The 16,518-nt window shown below is 62.5% G+C and carries 17 protein-coding genes; 6 read left to right on the top strand and 11 right to left on the bottom strand.

Annotated features, from left to right (window positions below; genetic code table 11):
- Nucleotides 1–55 precede the first annotated feature (55 nt).
- The 3 genes from ACN0SO_RS10255 to ggt all read left to right on the top strand — a co-directional run bounded on the left by ACN0SO_RS10255 (nt 56) and on the right by ggt (nt 3,377).
- On the top strand, nt 56–967 hold the full coding sequence (locus ACN0SO_RS10255; protein ID WP_417677220.1) for a PhzF family phenazine biosynthesis protein: 912 nt from the start codon (nt 56–58) through the stop codon (nt 965–967).
- A 131-nt stretch (nt 968–1,098) separates the two neighbouring features.
- On the top strand, nt 1,099–1,521 hold the full coding sequence (locus tag ACN0SO_RS10250; RefSeq protein ID WP_417677218.1) for a hypothetical protein: 423 nt from the start codon (nt 1,099–1,101) through the stop codon (nt 1,519–1,521).
- Between the two features lie 38 nt (nt 1,522–1,559).
- Nucleotides 1,560–3,377 (top strand): gamma-glutamyltransferase, encoded by a 1,818-nt coding sequence (gene ggt, locus ACN0SO_RS10245; RefSeq protein WP_417677216.1) that lies wholly within the window; start codon nt 1,560–1,562, stop codon nt 3,375–3,377.
- 36 nt (nt 3,378–3,413) lie between these two features.
- On the opposite strand, the gene ACN0SO_RS10240 is transcribed toward ggt, so the two are convergent.
- Nucleotides 3,414–3,764, bottom strand: coding sequence for a pentapeptide repeat-containing protein (locus ACN0SO_RS10240; RefSeq protein WP_417677214.1), 351 nt, complete (start codon nt 3,762–3,764; stop codon nt 3,414–3,416).
- A 43-nt stretch (nt 3,765–3,807) separates the two neighbouring features.
- Entirely contained in the window at nt 3,808–4,146 is a 339-nt protein-coding gene (locus tag ACN0SO_RS10235) for a Kazal-type serine protease inhibitor domain-containing protein (RefSeq protein WP_417677212.1), read from the bottom strand.
- Nucleotides 4,147–4,628: 482 nt separating this feature from the next.
- Between ACN0SO_RS10235 and ACN0SO_RS10230 the strand changes: the two genes are divergently transcribed.
- Together ACN0SO_RS10230 and ACN0SO_RS10225 are read left to right on the top strand one after the other, a co-directional pair.
- Complete coding sequence (locus ACN0SO_RS10230; RefSeq protein ID WP_417677210.1) at nt 4,629–6,179, top strand: 2-isopropylmalate synthase; 1,551 nt, start codon at nt 4,629–4,631, stop codon at nt 6,177–6,179.
- 148 nt (nt 6,180–6,327) lie between these two features.
- Nucleotides 6,328–7,683, top strand: a complete 1,356-nt coding sequence (locus tag ACN0SO_RS10225) for a CoA transferase (RefSeq protein WP_417677208.1) — start codon at nt 6,328–6,330, stop codon at nt 7,681–7,683.
- On the opposite strand, the gene ACN0SO_RS10220 is transcribed toward ACN0SO_RS10225, so the two are convergent.
- The 3 genes from ACN0SO_RS10220 to miaA form a co-directional block, all read right to left on the bottom strand.
- Nucleotides 7,680–8,222: a GNAT family N-acetyltransferase gene (locus tag ACN0SO_RS10220; protein WP_417677206.1), complete on the bottom strand. Its 543-nt coding sequence runs from the start codon at nt 8,220–8,222 to the stop codon at nt 7,680–7,682. The two genes, ACN0SO_RS10225 and ACN0SO_RS10220, sit on opposite strands and share 4 nt — an antisense overlap.
- Before the next feature lie 349 nt (nt 8,223–8,571).
- Nucleotides 8,572–9,027 carry a GIY-YIG nuclease family protein gene (locus tag ACN0SO_RS10215; protein ID WP_417677204.1) on the bottom strand — a complete coding sequence of 152 codons (456 nt, stop codon included), beginning with the start codon at nt 9,025–9,027 and terminating at the stop codon, nt 8,572–8,574.
- A complete protein-coding gene (gene miaA / locus ACN0SO_RS10210) occupies nt 9,024–9,989 on the bottom strand; it encodes a tRNA (adenosine(37)-N6)-dimethylallyltransferase MiaA (protein WP_417677202.1) in 966 nt (321 codons plus the stop codon). The genes ACN0SO_RS10215 and miaA overlap by 4 nt, the downstream gene beginning before the upstream one ends.
- Here miaA and serB point away from each other — a divergent pair.
- The gene (gene serB, locus ACN0SO_RS10205) at nt 9,988–10,878 is read left to right on the top strand and encodes a phosphoserine phosphatase SerB (RefSeq protein ID WP_417677200.1); all 891 of its coding nucleotides are present in this window, start codon (nt 9,988–9,990) and stop codon (nt 10,876–10,878) included. The two genes, miaA and serB, sit on opposite strands and share 2 nt — an antisense overlap.
- A gap of 71 nt (nt 10,879–10,949) precedes the next feature.
- On the opposite strand, the gene ACN0SO_RS10200 is transcribed toward serB, so the two are convergent.
- The 6 genes from ACN0SO_RS10200 to ACN0SO_RS10175 all read right to left on the bottom strand — a co-directional run bounded on the left by ACN0SO_RS10200 (nt 10,950) and on the right by ACN0SO_RS10175 (nt 16,475).
- Nucleotides 10,950–12,437 (bottom strand): DegQ family serine endoprotease, encoded by a 1,488-nt coding sequence (locus tag ACN0SO_RS10200; protein ID WP_417677198.1) that lies wholly within the window; start codon nt 12,435–12,437, stop codon nt 10,950–10,952.
- 121 nt (nt 12,438–12,558) lie between these two features.
- Nucleotides 12,559–12,744: a DUF2065 domain-containing protein gene (locus ACN0SO_RS10195; RefSeq protein ID WP_417677196.1), complete on the bottom strand. Its 186-nt coding sequence runs from the start codon at nt 12,742–12,744 to the stop codon at nt 12,559–12,561.
- Nucleotides 12,741–13,655 (bottom strand): protease modulator HflC, encoded by a 915-nt coding sequence (gene hflC / locus ACN0SO_RS10190; RefSeq protein ID WP_417677194.1) that lies wholly within the window; start codon nt 13,653–13,655, stop codon nt 12,741–12,743. The genes ACN0SO_RS10195 and hflC overlap by 4 nt, the downstream gene beginning before the upstream one ends.
- On the bottom strand, nt 13,655–14,845 hold the full coding sequence (gene hflK, locus ACN0SO_RS10185; protein ID WP_417677192.1) for an FtsH protease activity modulator HflK: 1,191 nt from the start codon (nt 14,843–14,845) through the stop codon (nt 13,655–13,657). The genes hflC and hflK overlap by 1 nt, the downstream gene beginning before the upstream one ends.
- A 295-nt stretch (nt 14,846–15,140) precedes the next feature.
- On the bottom strand, nt 15,141–15,620 hold the full coding sequence (locus ACN0SO_RS10180) for a GNAT family N-acetyltransferase (protein ID WP_417677190.1): 480 nt from the start codon (nt 15,618–15,620) through the stop codon (nt 15,141–15,143).
- Between the two features lie 9 nt (nt 15,621–15,629).
- The gene (locus tag ACN0SO_RS10175; RefSeq protein ID WP_417677188.1) at nt 15,630–16,475 is read right to left on the bottom strand and encodes a universal stress protein; all 846 of its coding nucleotides are present in this window, start codon (nt 16,473–16,475) and stop codon (nt 15,630–15,632) included.
- Nucleotides 16,476–16,518: the final 43 nt, after the last annotated feature.

The raw sequence follows: 16,518 nt of genomic DNA, 5'->3' as shown, positions 1-16,518 counted from the left end.
CGTGCAACAGTCCGGTCTCGTTCGATGCCTTTGGAAAGCCATGGAGAAACTGCCGATGGGTCGTCGCTACGCCGTCCTCGATGTCTTCACCAACAAGTCCCTTGCCGGAAATCCGCTTGCCGTTGTGCTCGATGCGGAAGGCTTGAGTGACGAGCGAATGCAGGCGATTGCCAAGGAATTCAACCTCTCCGAGACAGTGTTCGTGTTTCCGCCGGAAAATCCCGGGCACACGGCCAACATCCGCATCTTCACGCCTGCCCTGGAACTGCCCTTCGCCGGCCATCCGACCGTCGGCACGGCGATCCTGATGGCGATGGAGCGCTTCGGCGACGTCAGCGGCGAACAGGATGCGGTCGTCGTTTTGAAGGAACAGATCGGTGCCGTGCGCTGCGCCGTGGTCTTGCGGGAAAATGCGGCCGCCTTCGCCGAGTTCGACGTGCCGAAGCTGCCGGAACCCGCCGGCCCGACCCGGGACAAGGAGCTGATCGCCGCCGCCCTCAGCCTCGACCCGGTCGACATCAGTTTCGAAAACCACGCGCCATCCCGGTATCAGGTCGGCGCACCTTTCAACTTCATTCCTGTCCGCGACCTCGGCGCGCTGGCTCGCGCCAAACCTGATCTCACCGTCTGGCACGATGCCTTCGGCAACGACACCCACACGGACGCCTACGTCTATTGCCGCGAGACCCGCGCCCATGAAAGCGCGTTCCATGCGCGCATGTTCGCACCCGCCATGGGCATCACCGAGGATCCGGCGACCGGGTCTGCCGCTGCGGCCTTTGCCGGCGCCATCCATTTCTTCGACGACCTGCCGAGCGGCACCCACCACATCCGCATCGAGCAGGGTTTCGAAATGGGCCGCCCCTCACTGATCGACCTGGAAATCGACATCGAAAACGGCGCCATGCACGCCATCCGGATCGGCGGTCAGGCCACCCTCGTCGCCCGTGGCGAACTCTTCGTCTAAATAAACGGTTCGAAGTCTCCGGCGGACTTGGCGCCGCCGGATGGCAATTCCCCATGGCACCGCCCGTTTCGATCGTCTAGCCTGTGCTCCACCCGGCCGAACAGGAGGCCAAAAGGAGGGACCACGGCGCCATGATTACACTTTTGAAATTACTGCATGTTCTGGCCTTTACCGCGGGCGTCGGCGGCGGGCTCGCCAACCTGCTGGTCATGCGCGCGGCCATGGCCGCCGATGCGGATGCCGCAAAGATCCTGCGCGGGGTCATGCCGCGGATCGCAACCATGAGCTTCCACTCCGTCATCCTCCTGTGGATTACCGGGCCTCTGCTGTTATGGCTTGCTTATAACGGCGGCGCGGGGCTCGGCCCGATGTTTCACCTCAAGATGCTTTCCGTCGTGCTGCTGACCGTTGTCTCGGTGACGGGCCGGATGACCATCAGCCGCCTCAAGGCCGGAAAGCCCGCCCGTTTCGCCCCCCATATGCCAAAGATCGGCATGCTCGGCTCATTCTTCGGCGTGAGCACCATCGTTCTGGCCGTCCTGGCTTTTTCGTAAAAATCTCCGCACCAAGCATTTCCAACAGGGAAATTCCGATGACTTCGGCTCCGAAAACCTTCCTCACTCGCCTGTTCCTCGCAAGCGCGCTCACTCTTTTCGGCTCGCTTCCCGCCATTGCCCAACAAGCTGCGGATAGGGTGGCACCGGAAAGCGGAAGTACGGTCGCGAAAGGTTTCGAGGCCTTGTCGCCAGCAGCCTTATCCGCGATCGAAGCAAAGTCCCTCGGCGAGCCGGTCGAGGCGAAGAGCTGGATGATTGCGGCCGCCAACCCGTTGGCGGTGGAAGCCGGTGCAAAGGTGCTAAAGGCAGGCGGCAGCGCAGCCGACGCCCTGGTCGCGGTTCAGACCGTGCTCGGTCTGGTCGAACCGCAATCCTCCGGCCTCGGCGGCGGCGCCTTTCTCGTCTGGTACGACGCGGCAACCGGCACGCTCACCACGCTCGATGGCCGCGAAACCGCGCCGCTCGCCGCGCGTCCGACCGCCTTCCTGAACGACGAGGGCGAGCCGCTGAAATTCTTCGATGCGGTCGTCGGCGGCCTGTCTGTCGGCACGCCCGGCACGCCGAAGCTCCTGGAAGAAGCCCACAAGCGCTGGGGCAAGCTCGGCTGGGCGCCACTGTTCCAGGACGCGATCGACCTGGCGGACAAGGGATTCACCGTCTCCCCGCGCCTAGCCTCGCTGGTCGCCGGAGATCCCGAACGCTTGCAGCGTTTCCCTGCCACCCGCGCCTATTTCTTCCCCAATGGCACGCCGATCAAGGCCGGTGAAACGCTCCGGAATCCGGACTATGCCGCGACCCTTCGGGCCATCGCGGCAAACGGCACCAAGGCCTTCTACTACGGCGAGATCGCGCGCGACCTCGTCAAGACCGTGCAGACCGCGCCCGGAAATCCCGGTTTTCTGTCCGACAGGGACCTGTCTCTCTATGAGGTAATCGAGCGCAAGCCCGTCTGTGTCGACTATCGCGACCGGGACGTCTGCGGCATGGGCCCGCCGTCTTCCGGCGCGCTCACCGTCGGTCAGATCCTCGGCATGTTGGACGAGTACGATCTGGCGGCGCTCGGGCCGGACGATCCGAAAAGCTGGCGGCTGATCGGCGATGCCTCCCGCCTCGCCTTCGCCGACCGCGGCCGCTACATGGCCGACAATGATTTCGTGCCGATGCCGCTGAAGGGACTTGTCGACGAGGAGTATCTCGACGATCGCGCTGAGCTTCTTGAAGGCGACGATGCCTTGCCGGAAGTCGCCCCCGGCACGCCGCCGTGGGACCACGCCATGCTGCTCTCCGGCGACGAAGCCATCGAGTTTCCCTCCACATCCCACATTTCCATCGTCGATGCGGCCGGCAATGCGCTGTCCATGACCACCACCATCGAAAACGGTTTCGGCTCGCGGCTGTTCGTGCGCGGCTTCCTGCTCAACAACGAACTGACCGATTTCTCCTTCCGCACCCACAAGGACGGCGTGCCGATCGCCAACCGGCTGGAACCGGGCAAGCGGCCCCGCTCGTCCATGGCGCCGACCATCGTCATGAAGGACGGCAAACCGGAACTGGTCATCGGCAGCCCGGGCGGCAGCCGGATCATCGGTTATGTGGCCGGGGCAATCATCGCCCATCTCGACTGGGGCATGAACGTCCAGCAGGCCGTCTCCCTGCCCCATCTGGTCAACCGCTTCGGCACCTATGACCTGGAAGCGGGCACGAAAGCGGAAAGCCTTGCCGAACCGCTGGAAGCCCTCGGCTACAAGGTCAACACCCGCGACCTCAACTCCGGCCTCCATGCGATTGCCATCGGCGACACGCTCCAGGGCGGCGCGGATCCTCGGCGGGAAGGCATTGCGCTTGGGGAGTGAGCCTGGCCGGCAAGTTGCCGGGACGAAGTGGATCGCCTACCGGCAGTCCCGGTGACTGACCGCTCCGCCCGGCAGGACCGTGTCGCATAACACCGCTTCGCTCAGATCGGCGGGATCGAGGTCCACCTGCGAAAGGTCCAGGTTGGACAAATCGGCATCCTTGAGATCGCAAATAGCGGCACCGGGCAGGTTTTCAAAAACCGCATAGACATCGCCCCCGGCGAGACGAAAAGCCTGTCCCTTTTCGATCAGGTCGCGCACCATTTTGCCGATGAAGGCATCCGCCATCTGTGTTGCCGAATAACAGGATCCGCTTTCGGCCTGTGCCGTGACACCAATCGATAGGAAGAGCATTCCGGAAAGCAGGAATTTCGCGAGGATTGTCATGGCAGGAGGGTCGCATGCTTCGGGTGGAATGCAGATCAGTCGCTCATTTTACAGGAGGCGCAGTCTCGGCGCCCGGGCAGAACCCCTTCTGCGCTACGTTCTGGCCGGCGGTATGGGCTTGGCAGGCATTGCTGTAACTCTTGCCGTCGCAGCCACAGACAGGATCGAACTGCAGGGTGCAGAAATCCGGTTTCCTGACGCAGGTGCCTTTCCGGTCTCCGGCTCCGCAGCTCGCCTCCGGCGTGAACTTGCAGAACTCGAGGTCTCCGCAGATTGCTCCCACGATCCCACCGCAGGGTGTGCCGACTTCGGCCCTTGCAACTGGGACCCGAGCAACCTGGGCAGCCAGCAGAAAGAGGATCAGGGAAGCCAGAACTCTCATCTTCCAGACCTTTCACAACGGGACCAACGGCAGATGCAAGTCTATTGCTTTGGCTCGAAATGGCGGAGAAAAAACTTTTCACTCGTGAAAATCCCTGCCTGCGGACAGCCCATTCCCTCTTGCCAATTATTTTCCGATCCCCTAGAAACCTGATCAAAGATTAACGTCCCGGTCACGTTTCTGCGGCACGCTTAAACCCAAAGATCCCATGTGACCTGAACAAAGGCCCTGAAACACCGATGATCGCAACGCGCGACATGACCGGTTCTTTCAACGACGCGCTTCCCCTGCGCGGCGGCCTTATTCTACTTGGCGACCTCCTTCTGCTTAGCTGCCCCTGAGCGTCGGCTGATCCGTATCCTGCGGACGGGCACTTAGGGGAGACAAAGCGCATTCACCAGTTAAAGACAGACTGATCGCGCGCCGGAGCACTGTCCGATATCCGCTCTCAAGGCCGCCGATCCCCGGGAAGGAATAAAATTATGACCGCCGAAAAAGATCAGGTCCGCATCTTCGACACCACCTTGCGCGACGGCGAACAGTCGCCCGGCGCCTCCATGACGCTGGAAGAGAAGCTGCAGATCGCCGAAATCCTCGACGACATGGGCGTCGACATCATCGAAGCCGGCTTTCCGATCGCCTCCAACGGCGACTTCGAGGCCGTCAGCGAGATCGCCAAGCGCTCCAAGAACTCGGTGATCGCCGGCTTGGCCCGCGCCATCCACGCCGATATCGACCGCTGCGGCGACGCCGTGAAGCACGCCGAAAAAGGCCGCATCCACACGTTCGTCTCCACCTCGCCGATCCATCTGCAGTTCCAGATGAACAAGACCGAGGATCAGGTCCTCGACATCATCACCGACACGGTGACCCGCGCGCGCAACCTGATCGACGACGTGGAATGGTCCGCCATGGACGCGACCCGCACGCCGATCGACTACCTGTGCCGCTGCGTGGAAGCCGCCATCAAATGCGGCGCGACCACCATCAACCTGCCGGACACGGTCGGCTACGCGACGCCGGACGAGTACAAGCAGATGTTCGTCGACATCCGCAACCGGGTGCCGAACGCCGACAAGGCCATCTTCTCCGTCCACTGTCATGATGACTTAGGCCTGGCGGTCGCCAACTCGCTGGCCGGTGTGGCCGGCGGCGCGCGCCAGATCGAATGCACCATCAACGGCCTGGGCGAGCGCGCCGGCAACGCGGCGCTGGAAGAAATCGTCATGGCGATCCGCACCCGCGGCGACGTGCTGCCCTATGCCTGCAGCGTCGACCCGAAGTACCTGACCCGCGCGTCCAAGCTGGTCGCCGGCGCTTCCGGTTTCGCGGTCCAGTACAACAAGGCCATCGTCGGCAAGAATGCCTTCGCCCATGAAAGCGGCATCCACCAGGACGGCATGCTGAAGAACGCCGAAACCTACGAAATCATGCGTCCCGAAGACGTCGGCGTGAAGGCGACGTCCCTGGTCATGGGCAAGCATTCCGGCCGCCATGCCTTCAAGGACAAACTGCGCGAACTGGGCTACGAACTGGGCGACAACGCCCTGCAGGATGCCTTCCGCCGGTTCAAGGATCTGGCCGACCGCAAGAAGCACGTCTATGACGAGGACATCGAGGCCCTGGTCGAGGACGAAATCTCCATCGCCAGCGAGAACACAAGGGTCATCGCCCTGACCGTGATCGCCGGCACCGGCGGCCCGCAGAAGGCCATCCTGACCATGGACGTCAACGGCCATCACGAGACCCGCGAATGCACGGGCGACGGCCCGGTCGACGCGACCTTCAACGCCATCAAGGCGATCATCCCCCACGACGCCACCCTGCAGCTCTACCAGGTGCATGCGGTGACCGAGGGCACCGACGCCCAGGCGGAAGTCTCCGTCCGACTGGAATCGGGCGGCCGGATCGCCACCGGCAAGGGCGCGGACACCGACACCCTGGTCGCTTCCGCCCGCGCCTATGTCTCGGCGCTCAACAAGCTGGCGCTGCGCCAGCAGGGCAGCAACCCGGGTGCGCTGAAGGCAAGCTGATCCGCGCTCCGCAGTCTTGGATCAAAGGACGGGAAGCCCACGGCTTCCCGTTTTTTTGCGCAATGAATTGTCACGTTGATTGTAACGATCAAGAGTGACCGCGGCAGCCGCACTCGTACCTTGAGGCGGACAAGGAGGCCCGCAGATCATGTGGCAAGCAATCGCAAATTCCCTGGCAAACGGCCATGACCAGACCGCACGCCCACAGGATGTGATCATCGGGGGCGATCTCTCCCTCAGCGAAAGCCCGCCCGTCTCCGAACTGGCGCTGGCAGCCGTGTCGTCCGCGGTCGCCGCCGTTCGCGCCCTTGCCGGAACTAGAGGCAAGGCGGTGATCGACCGCACTCTGGTTGACCGATGGTGCAAGGCCAGCGTCACGCCGCTGGGCTGGAAACTGCCCTCCCAATGGGATGATTTCGCCCGGGATTACGCCACCCGCGACGGCTGGATCCGGCTGCACACCAACGCCCCGCATCACCGCGCCGCGGCCCTTGGCGTTCTCGGAACTCCCGAAACCGCCGAGGAAGCAGTCGAGCGGATTTCGCACTGGGACGGAGAGGATCTGGAAACCGCCATCGTCGACGCCGGCGGCTGCGCTGCCGTCCGACACGACACCGCGACATGGAGAACCCATCCGCAGGGACAGGCGGTTGCCAAAGAACCGGTCGTCGCCTGGACGGAGCGCCCTGCGCGGAAAGCCCCATGGCGGTCGACAAATGCTGCGCGGCCTCTTGCCGGACTGCGCGTGCTTGACCTGACCCGCGTTCTGGCCGGACCGGTGTGCACCCGGTTCCTCGCCGGTTTCGGTGCATCGGTCCTGCGCATCGATCCGGAAAGCTGGAACGAGGACGGCAATGCGATCGAAATGACCGTGGGCAAGACCTGCAGCACGATCGATCTCAAGACCGAAGACGGCCGCGACGCCTTCCTGAAACTGGCGGGCGAAGCCCATCTGCTGGTGTCGGGCTACCGGGCCGACGCCCTGGATCGCCTGGGGCTCGGCCCCGAGGCGCTGCAGGCCGCTAACCCCGATCTGATCACGGTTTCCCTGAATGCCTATGGCTGGACCGGCCCCTGGCGCACCCGGCGGGGGTTCGACAGCCTCGTGCAGCGGAGCACCGGCCTGGCAGCCCCCGGCCCGGACGGCCAGCCCAAGGGACTGCCTTACCAGGTGCTGGATCATTCGACCGGATACCTGATGGCCGCCACAGCAATCCACGCCCTGCTCAGGGCGTCATCTGGAGGCGTGATTTCAACGGCCAGGCTTTCATTGGCAAGGCAGGCGCATCTTCTGCTGGACCACCGGCAGGAGGAGCCGAAACCCTCGGACTTTATTCCGTCCGATCTCATCCGCCGGGGTCCCACATTCGAAGCAACCGCCTGGGGCGATCTTCACCGCCTGCCGCTGCCATTCGAAATCGAAGGCATAGCCGCCGGCTGGCGATGCGCTGCCCACCCTCTGCGCTCCGATCCACTGCAATGGAACGACGAAGTCCCGAGCTAGGCGCTCATCACATAAGACTGCATGGCCGGGCTCAACATCTGGAACACGTCACAAGGGAAGCCCGCGATGCGCCGGCTTTCCCGGTAGGCGAACCCGGTTTTCAGCAGACTGTCCCGCGCCGCCTTGTTGTCGGTGCGCACCATGGCGACCAGATGGGAAAAATAGGTGTTGTCGAAAAACCAGTCGACCAGCGCCTGACACATCCGGCACGGAAGTCCCGGATCCTTGTTGAGCGCGGCCTCGGTGAAGCAGTAGCTCAATTCGATCTCGGACGTTTCCTCGAATGCCGAGAATCCGGCCCAGCCAAGGAACCTGCCTTCAGCGGACAAGGCTTTCCACCGGCTGAAGCCGTAACTGTCCCGGCTCTTTTCAGTCTCGGCGAGAAACCGCTCGACATCTTCGGCCGATCTGGCGGCGGGATCTGGCGAGGAATAGCGATCGACACTGACATCACAGTGAAGATCCTGCACGAGACTCAAATCGGAACGGGAAAAGGGCACGAGGCGCACAGCCCCGCACTTCAGAACAACCTCCTGCACTGTGGCCTCCCTGCGCACGTCAGCATCGTCGAGAAGTAGTTGACCCCTCATTTGACAACCCTGCTTAGGTAGTCGGAAAATGTGCCGTTACAAAGGCAAAAGATTCTTAATCCAGACAAAAGTTCGGTTACATCGGTTTATGCATAAAATTATTCAGAGCCTTTCCACAGTGCACCGCACAATGGGCGCTTCATGCCGTTACGTTAAAAGTTAGCAAATATCCGGTTAATACTTGAAATCAGAACCTTAGCCGGCGCAAAAATAATCGGGAAGATATCCAAGACTTCCGGGCAACTACGGGAAAGGCCTTGCTACCAAGCAACTGGCCTATCAGTATTTCCAATACCGGTCATGTCGCCAGCAGCATGAGATGGGTCGGACAGATCCTGCAATCCGAGGACCCGAAGCCGGGGACTGGTGCCTGCGCTTTCAAAACGGAAGCGGCCTTCTGCCGGAGGCTGCATTCGGTTTCGTCCGGCACCACGAGCCCCGCGATTTCCGCCGCCATGCCGCTCAGATAATCGATGTGCCAGCGCACGGCCTTGTCCCGGCGCAGATGGCGCCCGAGCCGGGCCCGGATCCCGCCGGGGCCATTGGCGCTGCCGCAGTAAAGATAGAGCCCGGGTGCAAACACCGGGCTTCCCAGCCGGGCGAGGTCAATATGGACAGGCTCCAGGAGCCGCAACAGGAGACCGTAGGTTCCAGGCCGAGAAGGTAATCTCTCCGCTTCCCCTTCCCCGGCAAAGACGCCGACGCCGAGCAGCCGGGCGATGTCCGCCGTCTCGGCCGGTATCGGCCGGATCACCGGACGAACCTGTCCGCGATCCGCTTCGCCATCTCCTGTGCCGGTTCAATGGACGGGTCCAGACGTTCCCACTCCGCCATCTGGTTCCGGAACCAGGTCTCCTGGCGCTTTGCATACTGGCGCGTCGCGACGGTCAACAGCCGTTCGGCCTCTTCCCGGTCGATCTCTTCCGCCAGCAACGCCCCGATCTCTTTCACCCCGATGGCACGCATCGCCGGCAGGCTCGTAGGCAGGTCAAGCTGCAGAAGGCGCTCAACCTCGTCGATACCGCCGCAGTCCAGCATTTGCCTTGCCCGCAGGGCGATCCGCTCGTGCAGCCAGGCGCGCGGCGGCGCCAGAACCAGCCGCAGGCATCGGTCGGCCGGGAGAAGCGGCTCGCCATGCGCCTCCCTTTGCCAAGCGGCCAGCGTTCTGCCGGTGGAAAGGACGACTTCCAGTGCACGTGTCAGCCTTTGCAGATCTTTCAGCTCACCTGCCGCCTTCGGATCCTCTTCCTGCAGGGCGTGACGGACGGCGTCAGCACCGCCTTCTTCGCCAAGCCTCCGGCATCGGGCCCTTACCCCGGGATCGATATCGGGTAGCTCCGCAAACCCTTCCGTGAGCGCCTTGAAATAAAGGCCGGTGCCGCCGACAAAGATTGGCTGCTTGCCGAGCGCCGTGATCGCCTCAAGCTCCCGCTCCACCAGCCGCAGCCAGTCGCCGGTCGAGAACGGATCAAAAGCCGGCAGGACGCCGTAAAGACGGTGCGGCGCCCGGGAAAGGTCCTCCGCCGGCGGACGGGCCGTAACAATCGAAAGCTCCCGGTAAAGCTGCATGGAGTCCGCGTTCACGATCACGCCATCCAGGGCATCGGCGAGCGCGAGCGCCAATGCCGACTTGCCGCTGGCCGTCGGTCCGGCTATCAGGACAGCATCATATCCGGATTGCCTCCGTCCCCGCCCGTCGTCCAAGGTCGCGCTCATGTCCTTTGTTGCCACTCTCGTTTCCAATCCGAACAATCCTGCTGTCGACGACGACATTCTGGCGCGCGTCGCAAGGGTCCTCGGTGCTTCCTCTCCCCCGGCCATGCTCAATCCGGGCGTTGCCGCCGAAGTCGTCTTCGACACACCGGACGCCAAGCAATCCGAGGCCGCCATCCGCGAAACACTGGCCGGTGCGCCCGTCGACGTCTTTGTGCAGCCCATCGACGGCCGGCGCAAGCGTCTGCTGATCGCCGACATGGATTCGACCATGATCCGTCAGGAATGCATCGACGAGCTGGCCGCCGAACTCGGGCTCAAGGACCACATTGCCGCCATCACCGAACGGGCCATGCGTGGCGAGATCGAATTCGAACCGGCCCTGCGCGAACGGGTGGCGCTCCTGAAGGGTCTTGCGGTCTCCGCGATCGACACCGTTCTCAATACGCGCATCCAGCTCATGCCCGGCGGTCGGACGCTGGTGCAGACCATGAAAGCCAACGGCGCCTACTGCGCCCTCGTCTCCGGCGGCTTTACCCATTTCACCGGTGCGGTCGCCGCCATGATCGGTTTCGACGAGAATCAGGCCAACGTGCTGATCGAGGAAGACGGCACCCTGGCGGGCATCGTTCAGGAACCGATCCTTGGCAAGGATGCCAAACGCAGACGTCTGGAAGAGCTGGTGGCGGAAAAGAACCTCGCCTTTTCCGAGACGCTGGCCGTGGGCGACGGCGCTAACGATCTGGCGATGATCGAGCGCGCCGGTATCGGCGTGGCCTACCGCGCGAAGCCAGCGGTCGGTGCGGCTGCCGACATGCGGGTCGATCACGGCGACCTGACCGCTCTCCTCTATCTGCAGGGCTACGCGGCAGGCGACTTCGTCCTCTCCTGATCCATCGGCTTGACGCGGCAACAAAAAAGGGCACCCGGGGGCGCCCTTTTTCAGTTTCTGACGGCTCTGTATCAGTCTTCGATCCGAACCGGAACGAAGCGCAGTTCGCCGTTCGGATTGGACAGGAGCAGCAACGCTGAACGGCGCCCGTCTTCCTTCAGCTTCTTGACCTGGTCGATGACATCGGCCGGGGTGGACACCGGTTCCTGTGCAACTTCCTTGATCACATCGCCTGCCTGAACGCGCTTTTCTTCCGCAGAGCTTCCCGGCGCAACCTCTTTGACCAGCACACCGGCAACTTCCTTGTCGATCTTGAATTCTTCCCGGCCCGCGTCATCCAGTTCGGAAAGGATCATGCCGAGCACTTCCTTTTCGGCCGGGCTGTCGGCGGGCTGGTCCTTGTCCTGATCGCCGGTCTTGTCTTCCTCCGCGGAGGCCTCCTCGAGCCGGCCCAGGTCCACCTGGAGCGTAACCTTCTCGCCCCGGCGCAGAACCACCACATCGACGGTCTTTCCGATCGGGGTATCCGCGACCATGCGCGGCAGTTCACGCATATGGTCGACCGGATTGCCATCGAATTCCAGGATCACGTCGCCCGGTTCGATTTTCGCCTTTTCGGCGGGCCCGCCTTCCGTCACGCCGGCGACCAGAGCGCCCATGGCCTCGTCCATGTTCAGGCTCTCGGCAATCTCGTCGGTAACCTCCTGGATCCGGACCCCGAGCCAGCCGCGGCGCGTTTCGCCGAACTCGCGGAGCTGGGCGATCACCCGCTTTGCCGTCTTCGCCGGAATGGCGAAACCGATACCGATCGATCCGCCCGACGGCGAGATGATCGCCGTGTTGATGCCGATCACCTCGCCGTCCATGTTGAACAGCGGTCCGCCCGAGTTGCCCCGGTTGATCGATGCATCGGTCTGGATGAAGTTGTCGTAGGGACCGGAGTTGATGTCACGGTTGCGGGCAGAGACGATCCCCACCGTCACGGTTCCGCCCAGGCCGAACGGGTTGCCGATGGCCATCACCCAGTCGCCGACGCGGATCATGTCAGAGTCGCCCAGGCTGACATCCGTCAACGGCTTTTCCGGATTGACCTTCAGCACGGCAAGATCGGTCTTTTCGTCCGTGCCGATCAGTTCGGCTTTCAGCTTGGTCCCGTCATTGAAATTCGCGGTGATTTCGTCCGCGCCCTCGATGACGTGGTTATTCGTGACGATAATGCCTTCCTTGCCGTCGATCACGAAGCCCGAGCCGAGCGACTGCACCTTGCGCGGCCGATCCTCATCGCGATTCTGGCGATTGAAGAATTCCTCGAAGAACTCCTGGAAGGGAGACCCCTCGGGCACCTTGGGCAGAGGAACGGACCGCCGTCCCTGAACCGTCTGGGACGTGGAAATATTGACGACCGCATCGGCAAGGCCCTCGGCCAGATCCGCGACGGAGGCCGGCCCCTGTGCCTGCACGGCAGCCAGAGGCTGCAGGGCAATCAGACCGCCAAGTGCAGCACTTGCGGCCAGCGATTTCATCGTTTTGAGACTACGTTGGTAGAAACCAGGAGCCATTTGGGCTTCTCCTCCATCCCTTTCGGATCGGTGGCCGGTCACAGACCGGCCTGAAGATACAAACATATACGAGAATAGAACGGGCGGGAGAACAGAAGATCCCCCGCCCCGCAAAAATGTGTTACGCGCGGATGAGCCAGACCATCAGAACGCCGAGCGCAAGTCCCGCAAGTCCGGCAATCCTGAGGCTCTGGTCGGACATGTTCAGCGCCGCGCGCATCACATTCTTCATGCCGCCCGGGACCAGGGCATAGAGCGTGCCCTCAAGGGCAAGCACCAGGCCCAGTGCCGTCAGGAAGTCGTTCATTGAACGCCAGGTGCTCTCAGACGCTCCTGGGAATTCCCTTCCGTATCATCCGACGCTCCCATGGGATCGTTGAAATAACGGAAGAAGTTGGAATCCGGCGACAGCACCAGGCTGGTATCTCCTTCGCGCAGTCCGGCCTCGTAGGCCTGCATGGACCGGTAGAAAGCGAAGAAGTCCGGGTCCTTGCCGTAGGCTTCCGCAAAGATGCGGTTACGTTCCGCGTCGCCCTCACCACGGGTGATGTCCGCGTCACGATTTGCCTCCGCAACCACGACCGTCACCTCGCGATCCGCCCGGGAGCGGATACGGCGGGCTTGTTCCTCACCCTGCGCACGCAGCTCCGAGGCTTCACGCTGGCGTTCGGTCTGCATCCGCCGGAAGATGGCCAGGGAGTTGGCCTCGGGCAGATCCGCACGGCGAATCTTCACGTCGACCACTTCGATCCCCAGGTCCGCGGCACTCGCACTGACGTTCTTGCGGATATTCTCCATCAACCCGTCGCGGTTGTCGCGGACAACGGCGATGAAGGAGGCCTTACCCAGCTCAGACCGCAGGGAGGACTGCAGGAAGGTCGAAAGCCGGCGGTTCGCCTGGTTGATATTGTTCACGCGCTGATAGAACAGGACCGGATCGGAAATCCGGTAGCGTGCGAAGGCATCCACCACGAGACGCTTCTTGTCCGACGCGATCACTTCCTGCGGCGGCATGTTCAGATCGAGAATACGCTTGTCCAGATAGATCACGTTCTGAATGAACGGATATTTGAACTGAACGCCAGGCTCCCGCACCACCTTCTCGACACGGCCGAGCTGCAGAACCAGCGCCTGCTGCGCCGGATTGACGACAAAGACCGACATGTAGGCAAGAAACGCTACGACGGCGACCAGTATTCCAAGAAATCCGCTACGCATTACTGGTTCCCTCCAGTCTGTCCGGTCTGTTTCGCGCCGCCCGAAGACAGCTGGTTGAGCGGCAGATATGGCAGGACGCCCTGACTTGTAGCCTTGTTGTCGATAATGATCTTGGAGTTGGTGCCGAGCACCTTTTCGAGCGTCTCCAGATAGAGACGTTCCCGGGTCACGTCGGGCGCTTTCTTGTACTGCTCGTAGATCTTTTCGAAGCGCTGGGACTGACCGGTCGCCTCGGCGATGGCCTGTTCGCGGTACCCGTTCGCCTTTTCCAGGACACGGGCCGCTTCACCACGCGCTTCCGGAACGACCTTGTTCGCATAGGCCTGCGCCTCGTTCTGGATCCGCTCCTGGTCGGCACGAGCCGCCTGAACGTCGCGGAACGCATCGATCACCTGCTGCGGCGGGTCCACCTTCTGCATCTGTACTTCGGTGATTTCGATACCGGCCTTGTAGTCGTCGAGCGTCTTCTGCATCAGTTCGTCAACCGCACGCTCTGTTTCCACCCGGCTTTCCGTCAGGATCGCGTCGATCTTGGACCGGCCGACCACCTCGCGCATGGCGCTTTCGGCAACCGCCTTCACGGTGCCTTCCGGGTTCTGGATGTTGAACAGGTAATTTGCGATGCCCTCGCGGGTGTTCTTGATACGCCACTGTACCTTGAAGCCAACGTCGACAATGTTCTCGTCACCGGTCAGCATCAGGCTTTCCTCCGGCGCTTCGATGGAAGTGACCGTACTGCCACGGACGCTTTCCCGAACACCGACGGTCATTTCACGCTGCAACTCGACCTGAGGCTTGTAAACCTCGCCGATCGGATAGGGCCAGTTGTAGTTGAAACCGGCTCCGGTCTGATCGGTCACCTTGCCGAGCACGAGTTCGACACCGACCTCGCCCTTGCCTTCATCGACGATGTAGATGCCGGTTGCAAGCCAGCCGACAACGGCCAGTCCGACAACGATAGCGATGCCCAGAGCCCCGAACCCGCCGCCGCCGCCGGGCAGGACGTTCTTCATCCGGTCCTGGGTCCGTTTCAGGAGCTCCTCAAGATCCGGCGGCTGGCCGCCGCCGCCGCGGTTCGGACCGCCGCCCCATGGGCCGCCGTTGTTTCCGCCACCGCCGCCCCAAGGGCCGCCGTTGTTGCCGCCGCCCTTCCAGGGACCGCCACTGCCTGACTGATTGCTCCAAGGCATCAAGACTTCCTTTTTCCCAGCTCCCGGGCTTCTGCACCTTTGTCTCAAAAGGCGTCCCGGGACTACATTCGGCCTGTTGTCACTCACCGCAGGTTATAGGGAGGTTACCGAGCGCTTTCAACGCATAGGCATGCTTCACGCCCGCCAACCGCCCCTTTTTTCCGTAAATGCCACTTGGTGGGCATTTTCAAGGCTTTCAAGGGCAGTTCCGGCTTATCGGTGCGTTATTAGAGCGCAAGGCAACAAATACGGATGGTCTGACGGCGTAAGGCCGGTCGTTCGACCGGGGCATGGCCTAAACCGCGAGAACCATGTCGATATGCGGAATATCGTCTTCCAGATAGACTTCGGAAACGGTGCTGAAGCCAAGTTCGCCGTAAAACCTCTCCAGATGAGCCTGTGCCGACAGATGGATCGGCGCTCCCGGCGCAAGCGCGCGCGCCTTGTCGATGCCGTCCCGCATGAGCCTTTGCCCGAGTTTCTGTCCACGGTACTCAGGCGCGATCACCACCCGGCCGATCCGGGACGGCCGGTCCGCACCGCTGCCGGCGAACAGTCGCAACGCCCCGGCAATCTCCCCCGATGGGGAAAGCAGAAAATAATGCAGGGCGATGGGGTCCTTGCCGTCGATCTCCCCAAAAGCACAAGCCTGTTCGACCACGAACACATCCTGACGGAGCTTCAAAAGGTCATGCACCTCCCGACCGCTGAGCGCGTCGAATCCGGCCCATTTTCCAGTGATGTGCAGGGATCTGCCCGTTTGCTCGACCGACATTGCCAGCCTTCAATGCGCCAGGAAGAGCGGGGTTTTCGCCGTTTCCAGCATATCCCGGGTGGTCCCGCCGATAATGTTCTCCCGGATACGCATATGGCCATAAGCGCCCATGACCACGAGATCCGCGCCAAGTGCGGCCGCTTCCTCCTGAAGAACTTGAGAAACCGGCCGGTCGCCGGCCGCAACCGAGCGAACCTCGACCTCCACCCCGTGGCGGGCCAGAACCACCGCCATATCGGCGCCGGGCACCTCGCCGTGATCATCCGGCCCCGTCACCGGGTCGACGACGATCAGGGTCACCTTGTCTGCGGTCTTCAGAAGAGGCAGCGCATCGGAGACGGCTTCCGCCGCCTGGGAACGGGAATTCCAGGCAATCATCACATTCTTGCCGATGCTCTCCGGCACCTTGCCGGCGGGCAGAAACAAAAGCGGCCTGCCGGAATCGAACAGCGCGCCATCGATCGCCTGGCGTTCGACGGTACTCAAACCATCTTCTCCGGTCCGCTGCATGATCGTCAGATCGGCATAGATCGCATGGCGGGCGACCAGGTTGTCCTCCCGCGCGACGATCGTCTGATGGGCGCGAACCTCGAAGGACAGGCCTTCGCGGGCCAGGAGGGCATCCACGTCTACGGCCGCCTGTTTCAGGGCCGCCGCACGCTCCTCGCTCTCCTTCACCCAGATTTCCGTATAGCCGACACTGCCGTAGCCGTAGAACGGCAGGGACTCCACCTCGCCGACCAGAAGCACGGCCAAATGGGCGTCGAACCACCTTGCGATCCGAATGGAGCTTTGCAGGCTATCCGGCAGGTCGGATCTGTAATCCACAACGGCCAGAACGGTTTTGAAGGACATGGGTGCCTCATCCATCTTCCGAAACCCGCCGGGCAGCAGGTTC

Source organism: Roseibium sp., from assembly GCF_048260565.1.
In the GTDB taxonomy this organism is placed as follows: domain Bacteria; phylum Pseudomonadota; class Alphaproteobacteria; order Rhizobiales; family Stappiaceae; genus Roseibium.
Note: the sequence above shows the minus strand (reverse complement) of the source record. Positions and strands in the feature narration are given on the sequence as shown.